The organism is Curvibacter lanceolatus ATCC 14669, assembly GCF_000381265.1.
GTDB lineage: Bacteria > Pseudomonadota > Gammaproteobacteria > Burkholderiales > Burkholderiaceae_C > Curvibacter > Curvibacter lanceolatus.
In genome coordinates, this window is the sequence record NZ_KB906274.1 from 66,378 (window position 1) to 88,785 (window position 22,408).

The window sequence follows — 22,408 nt, forward strand, 5'->3', positions numbered from 1 at the left end:
ACCGCGGGCCACTGGCCGCAGCAACTATGCATATGCAAAACCCGTCTGAGCGCAAGGGCCCGGCAGGCCATCTGGCCTTTTAAGATGACTGCGTTGAGGCTTTGCAGCCGCAACACCCAAAACGTTCTCAGGGCGGGGTGAAAGTCCCCACCGGCGGTGATGGCGGCACAGCCCGCACAAGCCCGCGAGCGCCCGGCCGCCACCGCGTGGCCGGGGTCAGCAGACCCGGTGTGATTCCGGGGCCGACGGTCACAGTCCGGAGTGAAGAGAACACGTGCCTCATGGCGTCCTGCCCCCGCAAGGGGCCGGCCGGTGCGGGCGCACGTACGCCCTGATGCCAGTGACCCCACAACCTGCATCAGCGCCAGCCACGCCCGCTCGCTACACACCATGAGCCTGACCGACCTCTCCATTCCCCCTCTTGACGGTGCCTCCACCCTGGGCCCGATCGAATTGCCTGCCAACGCCCGCTTCGCCTTCATCGAGGCCGCCTGGCATGCCGACATCGTGCAGCAGGCCCGCCTGGCCTTCATCGCCGAGCTGGGCGAACACGGCGTGCCCGCCCACGCGATCGACGTGATCCGCGTTCCCGGCGCCTTCGAGATCCCCTTGCAGGCCCAACGCCTGGCCCGCAGTGGCCGTTACAGCGCCATCGCAGGCTGCGCCCTGGTGGTGGACGGCGGCATCTACCGCCACGACTTCGTGGCCCAGACCGTGGTCCAGGCCCTGATGACGGTGCAACTTGAAACCAACGTGCCGGTGATCTCGGCCGTGCTCACGCCGCACCACTTCCATGAGCACGTGGAGCACCGCAAGTACTTCCACCGCCACTTCAGCATCAAGGGCAAGGAAGCCGCCCGCGCCGCCCTTGAAGTGGTGGGCAGCGTGCAGCGGCTGGCGCTGGCGGCCTGAAAGCCACCCTCCGCCGGCTCAGAACGCCGGGATCACCCCGCCGGCGTAGGTCTTGATGATGAAATCACGCACCTCGTCGGTCTGGTAGGCCTTCACCAGCTGACGCACCCAGGGCTGGTCCTTGTCCTGCTCGCGCACGGCGATCAGGCAGGCATAGGGGCCGTCCTTGTCTTCCACCAGCAGGCTGTCGCGCACCGGGTTCAGGCCGGCCTTGTTCGCGTAGTCGGCATTGATGGCCGACGCGTCGGTGTCGTCCAGCGTGCGTGGCAGCTGGGCCGCATCGATCTCCAGCAGTTTGAGCTGTCGCGGGTTCTCGATCACGTCACGCGGCGTTGCATTGACCCCGGCCACCGGATCGATGCCGGGCTTGAGCTTGAGCAGGCCGGCCTTCTGCAACAGCAGCAACACCCGGCTTTCGTTGGCCGGGTCGTTCGGGATGGCCACGGTGGCGCCCTCGGGCAGGTCCTTGAGGCTTTTGTACTTCTTTGAATAGATGGCGATCGGCCCGATCCAGGTGGCGCCAAAGCCCACCAGCTTGTAGCCGCGGGCTCGGATCTGCGCGGCCAGGAAGGGGCGGTGCTGGTAGCTGTTGGCGTCCAGGTCCCCCGCGTCCAGCGCGGCGTTGGGGCGCACGTAGTCGGTGAAGGGCACGATCTCGATCTTCAGGCCGTAGTCACGCTCGGCCACCTTGCGCACCACCTCGAACACCTGCTCATGCGGCCCGGTGGTCACGCCCACCTTGAGCACCTTGGTGCTGCCCGGGGCCTCCTTGGGGGCGGCGTGGACAGCGGCACCCCACACGCCGAAACCGGCCAGGGCCAGACTTTGCTGCAACCAGCGGCGGCGCGCTTCGATGGAGGCTTGGACAGAGGAAAGAGACAGTGGATTCGTCATGAAGGGCTCCGGGTGTCGGTGTGGGTCAGAAGAAAAGACGATTTCAAAACGCAGCGCCTGATCGCTTGAACTGCTTCAGCGCCGGTAGGCCAGGCCGGGGTGGCGGGCATTCAGATGCGGCCCCTGCCCAAACAGCTTGTGACGCAGCGGCCCTTCGGCGTACTGCGTCTTGTAGACGCCTCGGCTCTGCAGCTCAGGCACCACCAGGTCGATGAAGTCGGCAAAGCTCTCGGGGTACACGGTGCGCGCCAGGTTGAAGCCATCGATGCCGGTGTCGGCCACCCACTGCTGCAACTGATCGGCCACCTGCTGCGGGTCGCCCACCACCGTCATGTAGCGGCCGCCCAGGGCCAGGTCCTCGCGCAGGTCGCGCAAGGTGTAATCGAGCCGGCCACCGCTCAGGCGCGAAATGGTGTTTTCGATGCCGTTGCTGGGCTTTTGCTGGATCAGCGGGGTGTCGTCGGCATAGGCCGAGAAATCGATGCCCGAGGTGGCGGCCAGGTGCAGGATGCCGGCCTCGGGGTTGGCGTAGCGGCGGTACTCCTCGAACTTCTCGCGCGCCTGGCGCTCGGTGGGGGCCACCACCACGGTCAGGCCCATGAACACTTTCACGTCGTCCGGCGCACGGCCGGCGCGGGGCAGCTCTTCACGCAACTGCTGCACCAGCCGGCGTGTGCTGTCGCGGTCCTGGATGGACACGAACACGCACTCGGCGTGCCGGGCCGCAAAGCGCAGCCCACGCCCCGAGCTGCCGGCCTGGAACAGCACCGGCGTGCGCTGCAGCGAAGGCTCGCACAGGTGGTAGCCTTGAGACTGGAAATACCGCCCCTGGTGCTGCACCTGGTGCACCCGGGCCGGGTCGGCAAACACACGGGCTGTCTTGTCGCGACGCACCGCGCCCTCTTCCCAGCTGCCCTCCCACAGCTTGTAGAGCAACTCCAGGTATTCGTCGGCCCGGTCGTAGCGCTCGTCATGCGGCAGTTGCTGGGGCGAGCCCATGGCGCGCGCCGCGCTGTCCAGGTAGCCGGTGACGATGTTCCAGCCAACCCGCCCCTGGCTCAGGTGGTCCAGCGTGGAATAGCGGCGCGCCAGCAGGTAGGGCGTCTCGTAGCTCAGGTTGGCGGTGATGCCAAAACCCAGGTGCTGGGTGGCGCCGGCCATGGCCGACACCAGCAGGGCCGGGTCGTTGATGGGCCATTGCACCGATTCACGCAGCGTCAGATCGGCCGACTGCTGGTAGCTGTCGTACACGCCCAGGATGTCGGCGATGAACAGCCCGTCAAACAGGCCGCGCTCCAGCAGGCGCGCCTGCTCCACCCAGTAGGCCATGGTGTTGTATTGCGTGGAGGTGTCGCGCGGGTGGGTCCACAACCCATGGTTGATGTGGCCCACGCTGTTCATGTTGAAGGCGTTGAGCAGCAGGTGTTTGGCTTGGGTCATGGTGAGGGGTTCAAAAGGGGGGCGGTGCGCAACGGGTCGCTGGGGGCTGCGCCCGCTTGCAAGGTATGAATGAGGTCGCGCGGCCTCAGCCCCGGGCTCGACCCCGACTCAGGCGAGGGTTCAAGGCGGCATGCAGCACATCGCTGAGCAGGTTCAGCGACAACACCGTCAGCACCACGGCCAGCCCGGGCAGGGCCGTCATGTACCAGCCGGTGCGCAAGGCATCGCGGCCCAGGCCGATCATCGAACCCCAGCTGACGACATTCGGGTCGCCCAGGCCCAGGAACGACAGCCCCGCCTCCGACAGGATGGCGTTGGCCACCAGCAAGGCAGTGGAGACGATCACCGGGGTCCAGGCGTTGGGCAGGATCTCGCGGAAGATCAGGTGCAGATCACCAGCGCCCAGGGCCACGCTGGCCTTCACGAACTCACGCTCGCGCAGGGTCAGGAACTCGGCCCGCACCAGGCGCGCCACCCCGGTCCACGAGGTCACCCCCAGCGCGAACACAATGGTGCCCAAGGTGGGCTTGAGCACGGCCACCAGGATGATGGCCAGCAAGAAGGCCGGAATGGTCTGGAAGAACTCCGTGATGCGGCTCAGCACCGCATCCACGCGCCCCCGGTAGAAGCCCGACACGGCGCCCACCAGCACCCCGATCACCACCGCGATCAGGGCCGACGAGAAGCCCACCAACAGAGACACCCGCGCCCCATGTGCCAGGCCGGCCGCCAGGTCACGCCCCATCAGATCGGTGCCCAGTGGGGTGTCGGCCTGGCGGCCGGGCCACACATAGGGCGCGCCCACCATGTCCAGCGGGTCGCCGGGGTACAGGTGGCCGGCCAGCAGGGCGGCCAGCCCCACCAGCAGCAGCAAGCTGGCGCCCAGCCAGGCCGCAGGTTGCAGATACCAGGCTTTCATGCGGGAACTCCTTGCGCCGGGGCCCGGCGCGTCACACGGATGCGCGGGTCCAGCCGCGCCTGCAGCACATCGACCAGCGCGTTCACCAGCACCACCAGCACGCCGCTGAACAGCAGCACGCCCAGCAGCACCGGCAGGTCACGGCTCTTGATGGCCTCGAACGACAGCTGCCCCAGACCAGGCCAGGCAAACACCGTCTCCACCACAATCGAGCCGCCCAGCAGCGCACTGCTTTGCAGGCCCAGCATGGTCAGCACCGGCAGCAGCGCATGGCGCAGGGCATGCCGCCACACCACGGTGCGCTCGGGCGCCCCCTTGGCACGGGCGGTGCGCACAAAGTCTTCGGCCAGGCTTTCGATCATGGCCGCCCGCGTCAGGCGCACGTACACGGCCAGGTAATAGATGCTCAGCGTGAGCGCCGGCAGCACCAGGTGCCAGGCCTGGTCCAGCAACAGCCGCCAGCCCTGGTAGCCGGCGCTGATGTCACGCACCCCGGCAATCGGAAACCACTCGAGCCGCACGCCAAACAGCACGATCAGCATCAGCGCCGTCCAGAACATGGGGGCCGAGTAACCCAGGGTGGCGGCCGAAGAGATCAGCGCATCGGCCAGGCCATGCGGCCGCCGCGCCGCCGCCACGCCCAGCAACACCCCCACCAGCACCGACACCGTGAGCGCCACGCCCACCAGCGACAGCGTGGCCGGCAGGCGCTGCAGCACCAGGGCCAGCACCGGCTCACCAAAACGGAACGAGTAGCCCAGGTCGCCCTGCAGCACACGCCCCACATAGCTCAGCAACTGGGCCGGCGCACTGCGCTCCAGACCGTAGAGCTGGCGCAGCTCGGCCACGTACTCGGCCGACACGCTGCCGCTTTCGCTGGCAATCACGTCCACCAGGTCACCGGGCAAGGCCTTGAGCAGGGCAAAGTTCAGCACCGCCGTGGCCAGCACCACGCCCAGCAACTGCAGCGCACGCCACAGGATTCGTTGCAACATCGCAGGCCTCGGCTTACTTCTTGGGCTCCAGCCACACGTGGGCGAAGTTGTTCTGGCTGTGGTCAAAGGTGTCGGTCACGTTGCGCAGGCGCTTGTCCCACACACCAAACCAGCGGAACTCGAACAGGTTGAGCAGGGCCAGGTCTTTTTGCGCCAGCTTCTGGAAGTCCTGGTACAGGTGCACGCGCTTGGCCGCATCGCGCTCGACCTGGGCCGCCTCGAGCAGGCGATCGGCCTCAGCACTGGCGTAGCCCGAGGCGTTCTGCCACGGCGTGCCCTTGGATTCGGCCTTGGACCAATAGTGCTGCTCCACGCCCAGCTGCGGGTCTTGCCAGTTGATGCCCCAGGAACTGACCAGCTGGTAGTTGTAATCGGCAAACACGTTCTTGGTCCAGGTCGGCAGGTCCTGGCTGCGCAGGGTCACGTCGATGCCGACGGCCCGCAGGGCCTGGCGCACGTACTCGCCGGTGCGGCGGTAGTCGTCGCCAAAGGGGATAAAGTCGTGGTCCAGCTTGAAGCGCCAGCCATCGGCCTTCTTGGGGTAGCCCGCCTCGTCCAGCAGGGCCTCGGCCTTCTTGCGGTCAAACGGGTACTGCTGGGTGTCGGCGGTGTAGAAGGTCTTGAGCAGGGATGACACCGGGCCGGTGGCGGGTGCGGCATAGCCGCCCCACACCGTCTTGACCAGGGCCTGGCGGTCGATGGCGTGCAAGATGGCCTGACGCACCTTGAGCTTGCCCAGGATCGGGTCGCGCAGGTTGGGGATCAGCCACAGCCAGCCGGCAAAGCCGTTGTAGCCCTCGGTGCTCACCACCAGGTTGGGCGAAGCGGCCAGGCGGTCGGCGTCGGCAAAGGTCACCGGGTTGCGCTCACCGTACTGGATGGCGCCGGTCTCCAGCGCGGCGGCACGGCCGGCCACGTCGGGGATGATCTTGAAGGTCAGCTTGTCCAGGTAGGGCAGGCCGGGCTGCCAGTACTTGTCGAAGCGCTCCAGCGCAATGTGGCTGCCGCGCTGCCATTCCTTGAACACAAAGGGCCCGGTGCCCACCGGCTTGTTGTTGTAGGGGTTGTTCGGGATGTCGGTGCCCTCGTACAGGTGCTTGGGCAGGATGGGCGAACCCACCACGTCGAGCGCGTTGACGATCACCGGCGTGGGCTTGGCCAGGGTCAGCACCACGGTGTGGGCGTCCGGCGTCTCCACCTTGGTCAGGTGCTGGAACACGCGGCGCGCCACCGGCGCGTACTTGCGCCACACCTCTTCGGCCGAGAACTTCACATCGGCCGAGGTGAAGGGCTTGCCGTCATGCCACAGCACGTTCTTGCGCAGCTTCAGGCGCACGGTCAGGCCATCGGGCGAGACCTCGATGCTTTCGGCCAATTGAGGGCGGGGCTTCAGGTCGGGGCCGTAGTCGAACAGGCCATCAAAGATCTTGCTCACCACGGTGCGGCCCGGGGTCGAGGTGTTGATGAAGAAGGCCAGGGTAGGCGGCTCGGGGTGCACCACGGCCTCCAGCACGCCGCCGCGCTGGGCGCCCTGCTCGGTGTTGGGCAGGGCCTGCGTCAAGGCCAGGGCCGGCGTGGCCAGGGTGCCGAGGGCACCTGCGGCAGACAAGGCCAGCAGGCCGTGCAGGGCATGACGACGGGAGCCGTGGGCCAGGCCGGTCAGGCCTGCCAGGAAAGGATTCAACGCGGATTTCATGGTGTCTTGCTTGTGTAGGAGTGGGTCAAAGAAATGAATGGGATCACGTGCCTGAGCTGGCTCGCGTCGGCCAACGCGTCAGGCCCGTGCCTGCAGCCGGTCGCTCGATGGGTCGGCCGCAGCCCCTGGCACCGAGGCCAGCAGGCGCTGCGTGTAGGGGTGGCGCGTCTCCTGCCAGAAGCCGGGGTGGGCCCCGCTGTCCACCACCTGGCCGGCCTGCATCACCAGCACGCGGTCGGCGATGTAGCGCACCACGGCGATGTCGTGCGAGATGAACAGGTACGACAGGCCGTACTCGGCCTTCAGGTCCACCAGCAGGTTCAGCACCTGGGCCTGCACCGAGACATCGAGTGCCGAGACCGGCTCATCGCAGATCACCAGCTCGGGCCTCAGCACCAGGGCACGGGCGATGCCGATGCGCTGGCGCTGGCCGCCCGAAAATTCATGCGGGTAGCGCCGGCGGGCCGTGGCCGGCAGGCCCACGTCCGACAGGATCGCGTCAATGCGGCGGTCGCGCTCACGGGCCGGCTGCACCCCGTGCAGGCGCAGCGCGTGGCCCAAGATGTCCTCCACCCGCTGGCGCGGGTTCAGCGAGCTGAAAGGGTCCTGGAAGATCATCTGGATGCGGCGCCGCCAGGGCAGCAGCTCGCGCGGCGACAGGCCCAACAGGTCCTGTCCCTGCCAGCGCACCTGGCCCGATTCGGCCGCCACCAGTTGCACCAGTGCCCGCGACAGCGAGGATTTGCCACAGCCCGACTCGCCCACCAGGCCCAGCGTCTCGCCCGCCGCGATCTGCAGGCTGACACCCTGCACGGCGGCCGTGCCGCCCCGGCCCGCGTAGCGCACGGTCAGGTCTTGCACCTCCAGCAAGGCCGGCGCCGCCACGGGCAAGGCCTGCACCGGGCGGGCAGGCGGGCGCACCACGCGAAAGCCGCCCTCGGCATCCTGACGGATCTCGGCCAGGCGGGTGTCCCGGTAGTGGGGAACCTGGCTGCCATGCAGCGAGGCCGCCAGCAAGCCCCGGGTGTAGGCATGGCTGGGCCGGGCCAGCACCTCGGCCACGGGGCCTTCCTCCAGCTTCAGGCCGGCGTGCATCACGGCCACCCGATCGGCCCACTGGGCCACCAGGCCCAGGTCGTGGGTGATCAGCAGCACCGCCATGCCCAGCTCACGGCGCAGGCCATCGATCAGGGCCAGGATCTCGGCCTGGATGGTGGCGTCGAGCGCGGTGGTGGGCTCGTCGGCAATCAACAGACGGGGCCGGCACGCGACGGCGATGGCAATCATCACGCGCTGGCGTTGCCCGCCCGAGAGTTGATGCGGGTAGTCGTCGTAGCGCTGGGCCGGCTCGGGCAGACGCACCTGGGCCAGCAAGGCCAGTACGCGCTCACGCAGGGCGGCGGGCGGCAGCCGCTCGTGCAGGCGCACCGCCTCGGCCACCTGCTGCCCGATGCTCTGCAAGGGGTTCAGCGAGGTCATGGGCTCCTGGAAGATCATGCCCACTTCGCGCCCGCGCACCGAGCTCAAGGCCGACTCGGGCAAGGCCAGCAGATCGCGCCCCTGCAACCACAAGCGGCCCCTGCTGCGGGCCTGGGGACCCAGCAGGCGCAGCACGGCCAGCGCCGTGGTCGACTTGCCGCAGCCCGACTCACCCACCAGCGCCAACATCTCGCCCGCGGCCACCTGCAGGTCCAGGCCGCGCACGGCGATGTGCTCACCAAAACTCACCGTGAGCTGTTCGATGCGCAAGACCTCAGGGGCGGCTTCAGGCCGCCCCGTGAGCTCGGGGGCCTCGACGGACTCGAGCAGCACGGCACTCATGCGGCAGGCCCACCCATGGCAGGCCATGCGCCACGCAAGGTTGCAGAAAAAACAGACGACAAAGATTCAAGCATGCCGGCATTGGAGTGCCCGGCCCCCATGCCAACAACAAATGGATTCGCATTTGTTAAGAAGAAATTGTTCCGCATGCCGGCACCGATGCGCCTCACACTCACGCGCCGGCGCAGGCTGAGGCTTCATGCCGCCGCTGCGACGCCTTCACCCCTGCCTCGTTGCCACCCACTCCATTGCGAAACCCATGTCCATTGCCCACCCACCCCTCGCTACTCTGAGCGCCGAGCGCACCCGTGAATGGCTCAACGACGGCCAGGAGGTGGCCCTGCTGGACCTGCGCGAGGCCGGCCAGTTTGGTGAAGGCCACCCCTTTTTTGCCATTCCCCTGCCTTACAGCCGACTGGAGTTGGACGCGCGCCGCCTGCTGCCCCGCCTCGACGTGCGCGTGGTGCTGCTGGACAGTGGCGACGGCGTGGCCGAGCGGGGCGCCCGCCGCCTGCAGGCCCTGGGCTACACCCAGGTGCATGTGCTGCAGGGCGGCGCGCCCGCCTGGGCCGCCGCGGGCTACACCTTGTTCCAGGGCGTGAACCTGCCCTCCAAGACCTTTGGCGAACTGGTGGAGGCCCATTACCACACGCCCCACATCTCGGCCACCGAGCTGCACCGCCGCCAGCAGGCCGGCGAAGCCCTGGTGCTGCTCGATGGCCGCACGCTGGCCGAGCACCGCAAGATGACCATCCCGGGTGCAGTGTCGCTGCCCAACGGCGAACTGGCGGCCCATTGGGCCCGCCAGGTGCCTGACGCCAGCACCCCGGTGGTGGTGCATTGCGCCGGCCGCACACGCAGCATCATCGGTGCCGAGATCCTGCGCCACCTGGGCCTGCCCAACCCGGTGCTGGCCCTGGAGAACGGCACCCAGGGCTGGGCCCTGGCCGGCCTCACGCTGGAGCACGGCAGCCAGCGCCAGGTGCAAGGCCCGGTGAACCCCGACCCCGCAGCCCAGGCGGCCGCCCGGCGCGATGCCCAGGCCGCCGGCGCCCCCCATCTGAGCGTGGCCCAGGCCCAGGCCTGGCTCGACGACGCCGGCCGCAGCACCTATGTGCTCGATGTGCGCAGCGAGGCCGAGTACCGGGCCGGCACCTTGGCGGGCGCCCGCCATGCCCCCGGCGGGCAACTGCTGCAGGCCACCGACCAGAGCGTGGCCGTGCGCCGCAGCCGCGTGCTGCTGCTGGACCACGAGGACGTGCGTGCCCCGGTGATCGCGGCCTGGTTGCGCCGCATGGGCTATGAAGCCGCCACGGTGGAAGGCGGCATCCATGCCGCACTCACCCTGCGCCAAGCCGGCGACTGGGCGCCACCCGCCGGGCGCAGAGTCACCGCCCACGCCCTGCCGGGCTGGACGAGCCAACACCAGCCCGCCCTGATCGACGTGCAGGCCTCAATGGCCTACCGCCAACAACACGCTGCCGGGGCCCGCTGGGCCGTGCGCCCCTCGCTGGCCCAGGCGGCGCCGCCCGAGCCCGCCCTGCCCGTGCTGGTGCTGGCACCCAGCGCCGAGCTGGCCCAACTGGCCGCGGCCGACTTGAGCGAGGCCGGCTGGACGCAGGTGCACTGGGCGCTGCAGGCCGACTGGCTGGCCGCCGGCCTGCCCACCGAGGCCACACCGGACAGCCCGAGCGACGCCGAAGCCATCGACTACCTGTTCTTTGTGCACGACCGCCACGACGGCAATCTGGAGGCAGCCCGCCGCTACCTGGCCTGGGAGACCGGGCTGATCGCGCAATGCCAGCCCGATGAACTGGCCGGGTTCCAGCTCGACTGAGCGCCCTGTTCACGAACAGGTCGATCTGCATAACCTTAGTTGAAACAGTTCCTTGGCAGCCGCTGGGGGGTGAAGGCACCATCGCTCCCCCTTTGTTGGTAATACAGATTCAACCCATGCCCCGATTCCTCACCGCCCTCCCCCTGACCTCCAAGCTGCTGGCTGCCGGCCTGACGGTGGCCGCCTTGCTGCCTGCCGTGGCGCAGGCCGATGCCACGCTCGACAAGATCAAGCAGCGCGGCAAGGTCAGCATCGGCGTGCTGGTGAATGGCAGCGCCTTTGGCTCGATCGACCCGTCCAACCAGCAGCTGGTGGGCTGGAACCCTGAGCTGGCCCGCGCACTGGCCAAAGGCCTGGGGGTGGAGGTGGACCTGGTGCAGGTGCAGACAGCCACCCGGGTGCAGTTTCTGATCTCGGGCAAGGTGGATCTGCTGATCGCCTCGATGGAACTCAACCCCGAGCGGGCCGAGACCCTGGGCTATGCGCCCACCCCCTTCTACCGGGTGGGGGGCACCGCCGCCGTGCTCAAGAGCAGCGGCATCCGCCAATGGGAAGACCTGCGCGGCAAGACCGTGTGCGTCTCGCAGGGCAGCAGCTTTGCCAAGCCGCTGGCCAACGACTATGGCGCCACGGTGCAAGGCTACAAGGGCGCTTCTGAATCGCTGCTGGCCCTCAAGGGCGGCTCTTGCGTGGCCGCCGTGCACGACGCCACGCTGATCCACCCGCTGCTGCGCGGCAACGCCGAATGGGCCAACTATGCCGCCCCCATCGCCACCGAATTGCTGGCGGCCAATTCGGTGGTCTGGACCCGCAAGGGCGAGGCCGACACCATCGCCGCCGTCGACAAGGTGGTGCGCGACTGGCACCGCAGCGGCTGGCTGATCGAGACCGAAAAGCGCCTGGGCATCACGCCGCCCAACCCCTTGCTGCCCGAACTGCAGGCCAAGTTCAAGGCCGCCCCATGAGCCGGGCTTTGCGCAGCAACACACTGGCCCTGCTGGCCCTGCTGGCCGTCATCGGCTCGGTCTGGGCCGGGGCCATGGCGCCGGCCTGGGCCGACGCCACACTCGACAAGATCAAGCAACGCGGCAAGCTCAGCGTCGGCATCGACGGCGTGGGCCCGCCCTTTGGCTACCTGGACACCCAGACCGGCAAGATCGAAGGCTTCCAGACCGAACTGGCTCGCGATCTGGCCCGCCGCCTGGGCGTGGAGCTGGAGACCGTGCCCGTGGTGGCTTCCACCCGGGTGCAGTTTCTGCAAGCTGGCAAGGTCGACCTGCTGATCGCCAACATCCAGTGGACGCAGGAGCGCGACGAGATCCTGAGCTTTGCGCCCACCCCGTACAACCTGGTGGGCGGTGCCGCCGTGGTGCCGCGCAACAGCCCCATCAAACGCTGGGAAGACCTGCGCGGCAAGGTGGCCTGTGTCTCGCAGGGCAGCAACTTCGCCAAGCCGCTCAAAGACACCTACGGCGCCATCGTCAAGGGGCTGCGCGGCATTCCCGAGTCGCTGCTGGCCTTGAAGGGCGGCACCTGCGATGCCTCGGTGCACATCCAACCAGCGCTGTACGACACGCTCAACGGCGAGAGCGCTGCGGCCTGGAAGGACTACCGCCTGGCCACCCCCGACCAGTTGATCCCCTCCCCCACGGTGGTCTGGGCACGTCGCGGCGAGACCGACACCGTGGCCTGGGTGGACCAGGCCATCCAGGATTGGCACCGCAGCGGCAGCGCGCTGGCCCTGGCCCGCCGCTTTGGTGTGCCCGACGACTACCTGCGCAGCGCCAACCAGAAGGCCCAGCGCAAGCAGTTTGACCACGCGCCGTTCTGAGCCACTGCCTGGAACGGCCCACTGACCTCCCGCCATGAGCCAGCCCCCCACCTCCACCACCGCCCCGACCGCCATCGCCCTGTCTCGCCGCGTGCAACGCGTGAAGCTGTCGCCCGTGGCGGCGGCCAGCGCCCGCGCCGCAGCCCTGGCCGCCCAGGGCCGCGACATCATCACCCTGACCTCGGGCGAGCCCGACTTCGACACGCCCGGCTTCATCCAGCAGGCGGCCGTGGCCGCCATGCAGCGGGGCGAAACCCGCTACACGCCCACGCCAGGCACACAGCGCCTGCGCCAGGCCATCAGCCGCAAGTACCAGCGCGAAAACGGGCTGGACATCCCGGCCGCCCGGATCACGGTGGCCAACGGCGCCAAGCAGGTGATCTACAACGCCCTGGCTGCCACACTCGACGAGGGCGATGAGGTGATCCTGCCCGCCCCGTACTGGCCCTCGTTCCCGGACATGGTGCTGGTCAATGACGGCGTGCCGGTGGTCGTGCCCTGTGATGAATCCACCGGTTTCAAGCTCAGCCCCCAGGCCTTGCAACAGGCCATCACGGCACGCACGCGCTGGCTGATCCTGAACTCGCCGGGCAACCCCAGCGGCGCGGTGTATGACGCGGCCGAGCTGGCGGCATTGGCCGAAGTGCTGCGCCGCCACCCCCAGGTGGCCGTGTTGTGGGACGAGGTGTACGAACACATCTGGTTCGGCCCCCAGGCCCCGGCCCACTGGCTGCAGGTGGCCCCCGACCTGGCCGGCCGCACGCTGCTGGTCAACGGCGCCTCCAAAACCTATGCCATGACGGGCTGGCGCATCGGCTGGGGCGCCGGCCCGCTGGCCCTGATCCAGGCCATGACGGTGATCCAGTCGCAGGCCGCCTCGGGTGCCAACGCGGTGGCCCAGGCTGCCGTGGCCGACGCGCTGGACCACCCCGACCAAAGCTTTGTGAGCCAGGCCCGCCTGGCCTATGAGCGCCGTGCCGCCCTGGTCAGCACCGGCCTGAACGCCATCCCGGGCCTGAGCGCGCTGGCGCCGGCCGGGGCCTTTTTCATCTACGTCAATGTGGCGGCCCTGATCGGCCGCCAACGGCCTGACGGCGCACCGATCAACAGCGACACCGATCTGGTCGATTGGCTGCTCGAATCGGAAGGCGTGGCCGTGGTCGATGGCAGCGCCTACGGGCGCTCGCCCTACCTGCGCCTGTCGTTTGCGGCCAGCGACGCGCAATTGCAGGAAGCCCTGCGGCGCATCGAACGGGCGCTGGGCCGACTAGAAGAAACGCAAGAACCGCAACGCCCCGCCCACCCCGAACACACCACCGCGGCAGATGCGGCCCTGGAGAACGCCTGATGGCAGATTCATCCTGGCTGCAAGAAGCCGTGCAGGCCACCCGCGCCCTGGGGCTGAACTACGCCTTCGTGCTCGATGCCGGTGAGCGCCAGGCCTTTGCACGCGGCCTGTGGGTGACCCTGCAGCTGTGCGCTGTGACCCTGCCCCTGAGCCTGCTGGCCGGGGTGGGGCTGGCCAGCGGCCTGAATTCACCGCGCGCCTGGCTGCGCCGGCCCACCCGGGTGTTTGTGGAGCTAACCCGCAACACGCCCACGCTGGTGCAGCTGTACTGCGCGTTTCTGGTGCTGAACCTGCTGATCAACCAGCAGTTGCAGGGCCGCGCCAGCAACCCCCTGACGCCTTTTGCCTGGGTGGTGATCGTGGTGGCGCTGCACAAGGCGGCCTTCCACGCCGAGGCATTGCGCGCCGGCCTGCAGGCCGTGCCTGCGGTCACGCTGGAGGCGGCACGCTCGCTGGGCCTGTCGAGCCGGCAGTTGCTGCTGCAGGTGGAGCTGCCCCTGGCCTTGCGCTTTGCCCTGCCCTCCCTGGTCAACAACCTGGTGGACGCGGTGAAGATGACGGCCGTGGCCTCGGCCATCGCGGTGGGCGACGTGACCTACGAATCGATCATGATCTGGACGCAGCGCGACAACGTGCTGGAGCTGCTGCTGCTGATCCTGCTGTACTTCGGCCTGCTGACCTGGGGCGTGAGCCGTGCCGGCCGCTGGCTGGAAAACCGTTTGAGGATGCCCGGCTATGGCACATGACACCCATCACCCCGGCGCCGGGCAGGACGCACCGCTGTGGCCCTGGCTGGCCGCGGCCGTAGCCGCCTTGCTGGGCCTGGCCGCCTGGACCCAGTTCAGTGCCAGCCCGCCCGTGGCCTTGCAGCAACTGGCCAGGTGGCTGCCCACGCTGCTGCTGGGCCTGGGGGCCAACATCGGCATCAGCGTGCTGGCCATGGCCCTGGGCACGGTGGCCGGATTGCTGATCGGCGCCCTGTCCCTGTCCACGCTGGCGCCGGTGCGGGGGGGCACACGCCTTTATGTGCAGGTGTTCCGCAATGCCCCGGTGCTGGTGCTGGTGTACTTCAGCACCTATGTGTTTCCGTTCGAGCTGCAGCTGCTCCACTGGCGCCTGCCCTTTCCGGACTGGATCAAGGTGGTGCTGGGTCTGGCCCTGCCGGCCAGCGCCAACGTGGCGGAAATTTTTCGCGGCGCCGTGCAGTCCATCCCCAGCGCCCAGTGGGAGGCGGCCCAGTCGCTGGCCCTGAGCCGGCGCGACATCTTCCGGCTGGTGGTGCTGCCGCAATGCGTGCGGCGCATGCTGCCGCCGTGGATGAACCTCTACGCCAGCATCACCATGGCCACCTCGCTGGCCTCGCTGGTGGGCGTGCACGACGTGGTGGACGCGGCCCAGATCGCCAGCAACACCGTGTCGCGCACCGATTTCACGGTGCTGATCTACGCCAGCCTGCTCTTGCTGTTCTTTGCCTATTGCTACCCCATTGCTCGCGCCACCCAGGCGCTGGAAGCCCGCCATGCCCGCCACTGACGCCCCCAAGAACCCGCCCCAGAAGGCGGCGCCCACGCCCCTGGTCAGCCTGCGCGACATCCACCTCTCGTTTGGCGCCAACGAAGTGCTCAAGGGCATCAGCCTGGATGTGCTGCCGGGCCAGGTGGTGTCCATCATCGGCCCCTCGGGCTCGGGCAAGTCCAGCCTGCTGCGCTGCATCACCGGACTGCTGCGCCCGCAGCTGGGCACCATCACGGTGGGTGCCACACGGGTCGACCGCCTGCGCCACGAGGCCGAGTTGATCGCGCTGCGCCGCCGCGTGGGCTTTGTGTTTCAGCAGTACAACCTGTTTCCGCACCTCAGCGTGCTGGACAACCTGGTGCTGGGCCCGGTGCGCGTGAACGGCCGCCCGCGGGACGAGGCCGAACACCAGGCGCGCGAGTTGCTGCAGCGCGTGGGCCTGGCCCATAAAGAGAACGCCTACCCCGGTGAGCTGTCGGGCGGCCAGCAACAACGCGTGGCGATTGCCCGTGCCCTGGCCATGCAGCCCGAGCTGATTCTGTTTGACGAGGTGACCTCGGCCCTGGACCCCGAAACCGTGGGCGAGGTGCTGACCGTGATCCGCGAGTTGGCCGAAGACGGCATGACCTGCGTGCTGGTCACGCACGAGATGCGTTTTGCCGCCGAAGTGAGCGACGAGGTGGTGTTCACCGAGGCCGGGCTGGTCGTCGAGCAGGGCCCGGCCGCCCGCCTGTTCGGCAACCCGCAGCAGGAACGCACCCGGGCCTTTCTGCGCCGCGCCCTGGGCGCCTCGCTGGGGGCCCAGAGCTACGCGCCCGACAACAAGGTGGTGGCCCTGCCCATCGACCGCTTCCGCTTCGCGATCTGAAGCCTGCCCATTCTCCAGACGCCCTTCTTTCTTCCCCTCTCAAGGAGCCCCTCATGTCCGACACCCTCAGCCCCCTCGAAGCCCGCCGCCGCAGCGCCGTGGACGCCACCTTGGCCGACGTGCGCCAGATCCTGGGCGGCCAGCCGCCCAGCCGCGACACACTGAAAGTCATCATTGCCCGCTTGGAGCAACTGGCCGCCGACAAGGCCTTGTTCAGCCGGGCCGACTTTCCGCCGCCCGCCGTGTCGGCCGGGGTGGAAGCCTCGACCCGCTACCGCCTCAACCCCGCTGATGGCGACGCCGGGCTGGCGCTGTACCTGAACTCGATCAACCCGGGCAAGACCACCCTGCCGCACGACCACACCACCTGGGCCGTGATCGTGGCCGTGGAAGGCCAGGAGGTGAACCGCATCTACCGCCGCACCGACGACCGCAGCCAGCCCGGCCGCGGCCAGTTGGAGCTGGTGCGCGAGCTGACCGTGCAACCTGGCACGCCCACGGGCTTTCTGGGCGAAGACATCCACAGCATCTACGTGACCGGCACCGAACCCACGCTGCACTTTCACCTGTACGGCCGCCCACTGGAAACCCTGAGCGGCCGCGTGGGCTACCAGGCCGACGGCAGCATCGTGAACTACAACGCCACCCAGTTCCACCCGAGCAAGGACGTGGCATGAGCGAAACGCCCCGCGCCGGCCTGCGTGACGCCACCCGGCTGCTGCACACCGGCACCCCCACCCTAAAAGGCGGTGCCGGGCCGGTGAACATCCCGGTGGTGCGCACCAGCACCGTGCGCTTCGAGAACACCGCCGCCTACGCCGACCTGCACCACCGCCGTGTGGCCGGTGAGCGCGTGGCCTCGTACGGCCGCCACGGCCTGGACACGCACCAGGCCCTGGAAGAGGCCGTGACCGATCTGGAGCGCGGCCACCGCGCGTTTCTCGCGCCCTCGGGCCTGTCGGCCATCACCCTGGTGCTGCTGTCGCTGCTGTCGCCGGGCGACCACGCCCTGGTGTCGGACAGCGTCTACTCGCCCGTGCGGCGAGTGGATCAGACCCTGCTGCAGCGCCTGGGCATCCGGCTCGAATACTTCTCACCCCAGGCGAACGACCTGGCCGAGCGCATCACGCCGCACACCAAGCTGGTGTATCTGGAATCGCCCAGCTCGCTGCTGTATGAGCTGCTGGACCTGCCACGCCTGGCCGCCATCGCCCGCGCGCGCGGGGTGCCCGTGGCGGTGGACAACACCTGGAGCGGCGGCTGGTTCCACAAGCCCTTGACGCTGGGCGCCAACCTCTCCATCCAGGCCGCCACCAAGTACATTGCAGGCCACTCGGACGTGATGCAGGGCATTGTGGTGGTCGACAGCCCCGAGCTGGCCCGCCGCCTGGCCACCACCCACGAGGCCCTGGGCCTGACCGTGGGTGCCGACGACGCCTACCTGGCCCTGCGCGGGCTGCGCACACTGGGCGTGCGCCTGGCCCAGCACCAGCGCCACGCCACCGAGGTGGCGCAATGGCTGCAAGGGCAACGCCAGGTGGCCCGGGTGTTCTACCCCGCGCTGCCCGATGACCCGGGCCACGCGCTGTGGCGGCGTGACTTCAGCGGCGCCAGCGGCCTGGTGTCCTTTGCCTTCGCCCAGGCCAGCGAGGCCCAGGCCAACGCCTTTGTCGATGCCCTGCGCTACTTCGGCATTGGCGCCTCCTGGGGAGGCTACGAAAGCCTGGTCCTGCGCGCCGCCCCCGAGCGCCTGCAGGAGCACAGCCTGTGGCAGGCCAGCGGTCTGGCCGGGCACCCCGTGGTGCGCCTGCACATCGGCCTGGAAGACCCGGCCGATCTGATCGCCGATCTGGCGCAGGCGTTTGCCAGGGTGGCTTGAGCCATCGGGGCCCGCTGAGTTTTCAGCAGCCCCAAGTCACCGCGTTTTTTGCATAAGCACAGCCGAAAACGTTCGTGGCCCCGGCAAGGGGTTTGGCGAATGATCGCGGGTCTGAACCCGCCTCCCCCCCACACGCCATACACGCCATACACGCCCACTGCCCATGAAACGACGCACCCTGCTCTCGAACGGCGCCGCCCTGCTGGCGCTGCCCGCGCTGTCCCAAGCCGCCGCCCCGCTCAAGGAACTGCGCCTGGACTATGCCTACTACTCGCCCTCCAGCCTGGTGCTCAAGCGCTTTGGCTGGCTTGAAGAGGACCTGGGCAAAAGCAGCACCCAGGTGAAGTGGGTGTTCAGTGCCGGCAGCAACCGGGCGCTGGAGTACCTGAACGCCAGCAGCCTGGACATCGGCTCGTCGGCCGGCCTGGCAGCCCTGTTGTCGCGGGCCAATGGCAACCCGATCAAGGCGCCCTATATTTTTTCGCGCCCCGAGTGGACGGCCCTGGCCGTGCGCGCCGACTCGCCCATCCAGTCGCTGAAGGATCTCAAGGGCAAGAAGGTGGCCGCCACCAAGGGCACCGACCCGTTCCTGTTCCTGCTGCGCGCCCTGCCCACCGTGGGCCTGAAGCGCTCCGACGTGGAGATCGTGGCCTTGCAGCATGCCGACGGCAAGGCCGCTCTGGAGCAAGGCCGGGTCGACGCCTGGGCCGGGCTGGACCCGCTGCTGGCCGCCAGCGAGCTGGAACAGGGCTCGCGCCTGATCTACCGCAACGTGGCCTTCAACACCTACGGCTTTTTGAACGTGCGCGAAGAGTTCCTGACCCAGCAGCCGGACACGGTGCGCCGGGTGATCACGCAGTACGAACGCGCCCGCAAATGGATTCTGGCCAACACCACCGAGGCCGCCCGCATCGTGTCGGAAGAGGCCAAGGTGAGCCTGCAAGTGGCCCTGCTGCAGCTCAAGCTGCGCACCGACCTGAGCAACCCCCAACCCTCGCAGGAGCACATTGCCGCGCTGCAAGGCGCGGCCCCGATCCTGTTGTCCGAAGGCCTGGTTAAGCCCGGCACGGCGCTGGCCCAGGTGGTGACCGACCTGGTCGACACCCGCTTCGCCCAATCGGTGATCAAGGCCGGTTGAGGCCCCGTCACACCCACAGAAAGGCTACCCCATGGCCGTCCCATCCACCGAAATCGACGTCTTGCAGGCCGAATCTGAAGCACTGGACGCCCTGGTGGGCCACCCACCGCGGCGGCGCTGGAACCCGGCCCTGCTGGTGTGTGCCGACCTGCCGCCGGTGGCCAGCGTGGGCGAGCTGACGCGTGACGCCACGCAGGCCCCCACCGAGCCCCCGACAGCGAGTGCAGGCCCCCACTGGAACTGGCAGGGCCTGGCCCTGCCGGTGGCCTTGTTGCTGGCCTGGGAGTTGTCGGTGCGCGCCGGCTGGGTCGCCGCCCGCCTGCTGCCGCCGCCCAGCGAGATCGCCCAGACGCTGATCGAGCTGGGCCCGCAAGGCCTGCTGGGCCACATTGCGACCAGCACGGCCCGGGTGCTGGCGGGTTATGGCCTGGGGGCCGCCCTGGGCATCGCGGCGGGCGCGCTGGTGGGCCTGTCGCAGCGCAGTGCCGCCTGGCTGAACCCGAGTTTTCAGGCGCTGCGCGCCATCCCCTCGCTGGCCTGGGTGCCCTTGCTGCTGCTGTGGCTGGGCATCGACGAAGCGCCCAAGCTGGCGCTGATCGCCATCGGGGCCTTCTTCCCGGTCTACATGGGGGTGTCCTCGGGCTTTCGCGATGTGGACCGCAAGCTGATCGAGGTGGCCCGCCTGTACCGCCTGAGCGCCACCGCCCTGGTGGGCCGGGTGCTGCTGCCGGCGGCCCTGCCGGCGGTCCTGACCGGCCTGCGCAACGGCCTGAGCCTGGCCTGGATGTTCATGGTGGCCGCCGAGCTGATTGCCGCCACCCGTGGCCTGGGCTACCTGCTGACCGACGGCCGAGAAACCGGCCGCGCCGACCTGGTGCTGGCCGCCATCCTGCTGCTGGCCCTGCTGGGCAAGCTCAGCGACAGTGCCGTGCAATGGGCCGAGTCCCGCCTGCTGGCCTGGCGCGACACCTTAGACACCCTGGCCCCCCAGAACAGTCGACCGGAGGCCTCATGAGCCGCCTGCACCCCCTCCAGGCCGAAACGGCCTCAGCCCCCCGGCCCGCAGCCCCGGCCACCGCCCCCGAGCGCCCCTTGCTCGATGTGCACGTGCGCCGCAAGTCGTTTGGCCAGCGCACCGTGCTCAACAACTTCAGGCTACGCCTGCAGCCCGGCGAGGTGGTCAGCCTGATCGGCAGCAGTGGCTGCGGCAAGAGCACCTTGCTGCGCATCATCGCGGGACTGGACCCGGACTACGAAGGCAGTGTGCGCGTGAACGGGCTGGACCGATGGGGCACCACACGCGACATCGGCTTTGTGTTTCAAGAGCCACGCCTGTTCCCCTGGCTCAACGTGGCCGACAACATCGCCTTCGACCCGGAACGCCCCAGCGACTACCGCCAGCGCGTGGAGACGCTGCTGCAGGAGGTCGGCCTGCAAGGCCTGGGCCAGCGCCTGCCCAAGCAGTTGTCGGGCGGCCAGGCCCAGCGCGTGGCGATTGCGCGCGGCCTGTTCACCCACCCCCTGGTGCTGTTGCTCGACGAACCCTTCTCGGCCGTGGACGCCCTCACCCGCCTCAAGCTGCAGGAACTGCTGTCCAGCATCGTGCGCGAGCATGGGGTGGCGGTTGTGTTGGTAACCCACGACGTGGAAGAAGCGGCCTTGCTCAGCGACCGTGTGCTGGTGCTGGACAACCAGGCCGGCGGCACCCCGAAGGAGCTGTCCATCAGCCTGCCCCGCCCACGCGATCGCGCCGACGCCGCCCTGGCCGCCTTGCGCCATGAGTTGCTGCTGGGCCTGGAGGCGGCACACGCGATCTGAGCGCCATGGCTTGAGCGCCGGTGGCACAGGGTCGAGCCTTGCACACGGCCATCAGTCCTCGATGACCCTTTGAGCCTGGTGAGGCGGATGCTGCCATCCTCCGAGGAAAGTGGCCCCAACATGTCATGGTGCACCTGCCCGGATCTCCAACCATGCCCGAACGAATCGCCCTGCCCCAATACATCGCCGCCATCGGCACCTCACCCCTGGCCCGTTTCAGTGATCTGAAGCCTTGGGAACTGACGGCCGCTGCAAGCCCCATCGTCGGGCAATTGCTTGCGGAGCTGCCCACTGACGACTACCTCATCCAAGGGCAGATCGCCATCCACCGCAGCGCCACGGTCGAGGCGGGCGCCACTCTCAAAGGCCCACTGATCGTGGGGGCGGGCAGTTGGGTGGCAGCAGGGGCCTATCTGCGTGGCGGCAACTGGGTGGACCAAGGCTGTTGCATCGGCCCGGGGGCCGAGCTGAAGTCATCTTTTGTATTTGCCAACACCCATCTGGCGCACTTCAATTTCGTGGGCGACTCGGTGCTCGGATCCGGGGTGAACCTGGAGGCCGGCAGCATCATCTGCAACCACCGCAACGAAAGCCCCGGGCACGAGCTGCGGGTGCGGCTGGGCACGACCTTGCACTTGCTGAGCCAGAGCAAGTTCGGCGCCCTGGTGGGCGACGGCGCCCAAATCGGTGCCAACGCGGTGCTGGCGCCTGGCACATTGCTCTTGCCGGGCGCGGTGGTTCAGCGCGGGGCCTTGTGCGACCAGGAGTTCGATCATTGCTGAGCGCTTGCTCAGCCTTCCAAGGCCAGCCGCACCCGCCCCAGCACCTCGGCAAAGCGATCCGACCGCTGGGCCAGCCAGTCGTGCAGGCGATGGCCGGCACCCTCCAGGCGGATCAGCTCGACGCTTTGGGCCTCGCGGGCCCGGTGGAGGTACTGCTGCTGCACCGCCTCGGGGATGACCTCATCGGCAGAGCCAAACACCAGCAGCAGCCGGCCTTCGAACCGCTCCAGCGCCTCGAAGGCGGGTGAGGTGTCAAACGACACCGTGGCGCGCAGGGCGTTCTGGAAGGCCGGGCCAAAAGGCAGTGTTTGGGCACCGGGCGCATAGGCGGCGGGGCAAAACAGCACCAGGGCCCGGGGCGCCAGGGCGTCGATCAGCGTGCAGGCCACATGGCCGCCCATGCTGCTGCCCAGCAGCGCCAGCGGGGGCTGCAGGCCCAGGTGGCTGGCCACCGCCAGCGCCTGTTCGGACTAGGGCCTGTTAACCATGATTTCACCGGTGCGAAGCCTGCTGGCCAAGCGCCAATCAAGGCGCGTGTCGCAGCCCAGACCGGGCGTCTGGGCAAGACACGCAACGCCGAGTGGCGCTTGGCCAGCCGGCTTCCCTTCGGGTTGGAGCCCAAAAGGCCGATCGCGGCGTTGCCAATCCTCGCTGGGTCACCGACCCAGCTGCGGTTGGCGCCTTGCGCTAGGCCTTTTGGACCTCCAACGCATCC

The 22,408-nt window shown here is 68.7% G+C and carries 21 protein-coding genes and 1 riboswitch; of the genes, 14 read left to right on the forward strand and 7 right to left on the reverse strand.

All coding sequences use genetic code 11. The features are described 5' to 3' along the window. Positions 1–119 precede the first annotated feature (119 nt). Positions 120–276: riboswitch (FMN riboswitch) on the forward strand. A 114-nt stretch (positions 277–390) separates the two neighbouring features. Then, positions 391–912 (forward strand): 6,7-dimethyl-8-ribityllumazine synthase, encoded by a 522-nt coding sequence (locus tag F624_RS0126005; RefSeq protein WP_019577315.1) that lies wholly within the window; start codon positions 391–393, stop codon positions 910–912. 18 nt (positions 913–930) lie between these two features. Here the strand turns inward: F624_RS0126005 and F624_RS0126010 are convergent, their stop codons facing one another. The 6 genes from F624_RS0126010 to F624_RS0126035 all read right to left on the reverse strand — a co-directional run bounded on the left by F624_RS0126010 (position 931) and on the right by F624_RS0126035 (position 8,677). Continuing rightward, entirely contained in the window at positions 931–1,806 is an 876-nt protein-coding gene (locus tag F624_RS0126010; RefSeq protein WP_019577316.1) for a MetQ/NlpA family ABC transporter substrate-binding protein, read from the reverse strand. Between the two features lie 75 nt (positions 1,807–1,881). Further along, the gene (locus F624_RS0126015) at positions 1,882–3,246 is read right to left on the reverse strand and encodes an LLM class flavin-dependent oxidoreductase (RefSeq protein WP_019577317.1); all 1,365 of its coding nucleotides are present in this window, start codon (positions 3,244–3,246) and stop codon (positions 1,882–1,884) included. 85 nt (positions 3,247–3,331) lie between these two features. Further along, positions 3,332–4,165, reverse strand: coding sequence for an ABC transporter permease (locus F624_RS0126020; RefSeq protein ID WP_019577318.1), 834 nt, complete (start codon positions 4,163–4,165; stop codon positions 3,332–3,334). Further along, positions 4,162–5,160 (reverse strand): ABC transporter permease, encoded by a 999-nt coding sequence (locus tag F624_RS0126025; RefSeq protein WP_019577319.1) that lies wholly within the window; start codon positions 5,158–5,160, stop codon positions 4,162–4,164. The genes F624_RS0126020 and F624_RS0126025 overlap by 4 nt, the downstream gene beginning before the upstream one ends. 13 nt (positions 5,161–5,173) lie before the next feature. Then, a complete protein-coding gene (locus F624_RS0126030; RefSeq protein ID WP_019577320.1) occupies positions 5,174–6,856 on the reverse strand; it encodes an ABC transporter substrate-binding protein in 1,683 nt (560 codons plus the stop codon). A gap of 78 nt (positions 6,857–6,934) precedes the next feature. After that, positions 6,935–8,677, reverse strand: coding sequence for an ABC transporter ATP-binding protein (locus F624_RS0126035; protein WP_157443645.1), 1,743 nt, complete (start codon positions 8,675–8,677; stop codon positions 6,935–6,937). A 259-nt stretch (positions 8,678–8,936) separates the two neighbouring features. On the opposite strand from F624_RS0126035, the gene F624_RS0126040 reads away from it, so the two are divergent. The 13 genes from F624_RS0126040 to F624_RS0126100 all read left to right on the forward strand — a co-directional run bounded on the left by F624_RS0126040 (position 8,937) and on the right by F624_RS0126100 (position 21,693). Further along, positions 8,937–10,514, forward strand: a complete 1,578-nt coding sequence (locus F624_RS0126040; protein ID WP_019577322.1) for a rhodanese-like domain-containing protein — start codon at positions 8,937–8,939, stop codon at positions 10,512–10,514. A gap of 116 nt (positions 10,515–10,630) precedes the next feature. Continuing rightward, positions 10,631–11,479: a transporter substrate-binding domain-containing protein gene (locus F624_RS0126045; protein ID WP_019577323.1), complete on the forward strand. Its 849-nt coding sequence runs from the start codon at positions 10,631–10,633 to the stop codon at positions 11,477–11,479. Further along, the gene (locus F624_RS0126050) at positions 11,476–12,345 is read left to right on the forward strand and encodes a transporter substrate-binding domain-containing protein (RefSeq protein WP_019577324.1); all 870 of its coding nucleotides are present in this window, start codon (positions 11,476–11,478) and stop codon (positions 12,343–12,345) included. Before F624_RS0126045 ends, F624_RS0126050 begins: the two co-directional genes overlap by 4 nt. A 34-nt stretch (positions 12,346–12,379) precedes the next feature. Next, positions 12,380–13,693, forward strand: coding sequence for an aminotransferase class I/II-fold pyridoxal phosphate-dependent enzyme (locus F624_RS0126055; RefSeq protein WP_019577325.1), 1,314 nt, complete (start codon positions 12,380–12,382; stop codon positions 13,691–13,693). Beyond that, the gene (locus F624_RS0126060; protein ID WP_019577326.1) at positions 13,693–14,439 is read left to right on the forward strand and encodes an amino acid ABC transporter permease; all 747 of its coding nucleotides are present in this window, start codon (positions 13,693–13,695) and stop codon (positions 14,437–14,439) included. The genes F624_RS0126055 and F624_RS0126060 overlap by 1 nt, the downstream gene beginning before the upstream one ends. Then, entirely contained in the window at positions 14,429–15,226 is a 798-nt protein-coding gene (locus tag F624_RS0126065; protein ID WP_019577327.1) for an amino acid ABC transporter permease, read from the forward strand. Before F624_RS0126060 ends, F624_RS0126065 begins: the two co-directional genes overlap by 11 nt. Beyond that, positions 15,213–16,076 carry an amino acid ABC transporter ATP-binding protein gene (locus tag F624_RS0126070; RefSeq protein WP_019577328.1) on the forward strand — a complete coding sequence of 288 codons (864 nt, stop codon included), beginning with the start codon at positions 15,213–15,215 and terminating at the stop codon, positions 16,074–16,076. Before F624_RS0126065 ends, F624_RS0126070 begins: the two co-directional genes overlap by 14 nt. Before the next feature lie 53 nt (positions 16,077–16,129). Then, on the forward strand, positions 16,130–16,753 hold the full coding sequence (locus tag F624_RS0126075) for a cysteine dioxygenase family protein (protein WP_019577329.1): 624 nt from the start codon (positions 16,130–16,132) through the stop codon (positions 16,751–16,753). Further along, positions 16,750–17,955 (forward strand): cystathionine beta-lyase, encoded by a 1,206-nt coding sequence (gene metC, locus F624_RS0126080; protein ID WP_019577330.1) that lies wholly within the window; start codon positions 16,750–16,752, stop codon positions 17,953–17,955. Before F624_RS0126075 ends, metC begins: the two co-directional genes overlap by 4 nt. 163 nt (positions 17,956–18,118) lie before the next feature. Next, a complete protein-coding gene (locus tag F624_RS0126085) occupies positions 18,119–19,093 on the forward strand; it encodes an aliphatic sulfonate ABC transporter substrate-binding protein (RefSeq protein WP_019577331.1) in 975 nt (324 codons plus the stop codon). Positions 19,094–19,124: 31 nt separating this feature from the next. Further along, on the forward strand, positions 19,125–20,108 hold the full coding sequence (locus F624_RS32860; protein WP_019577332.1) for an ABC transporter permease: 984 nt from the start codon (positions 19,125–19,127) through the stop codon (positions 20,106–20,108). Further along, positions 20,105–20,911, forward strand: coding sequence for an ABC transporter ATP-binding protein (locus tag F624_RS0126095; RefSeq protein ID WP_019577333.1), 807 nt, complete (start codon positions 20,105–20,107; stop codon positions 20,909–20,911). The genes F624_RS32860 and F624_RS0126095 overlap by 4 nt, the downstream gene beginning before the upstream one ends. A 152-nt stretch (positions 20,912–21,063) precedes the next feature. Beyond that, positions 21,064–21,693, forward strand: a complete 630-nt coding sequence (locus F624_RS0126100) for an LbetaH domain-containing protein (RefSeq protein WP_019577334.1) — start codon at positions 21,064–21,066, stop codon at positions 21,691–21,693. A gap of 8 nt (positions 21,694–21,701) precedes the next feature. On the opposite strand, the gene F624_RS33695 is transcribed toward F624_RS0126100, so the two are convergent. Next, on the reverse strand, positions 21,702–22,145 hold the full coding sequence (locus F624_RS33695) for an alpha/beta fold hydrolase (RefSeq protein WP_019577335.1): 444 nt from the start codon (positions 22,143–22,145) through the stop codon (positions 21,702–21,704). Positions 22,146–22,408: the final 263 nt, after the last annotated feature.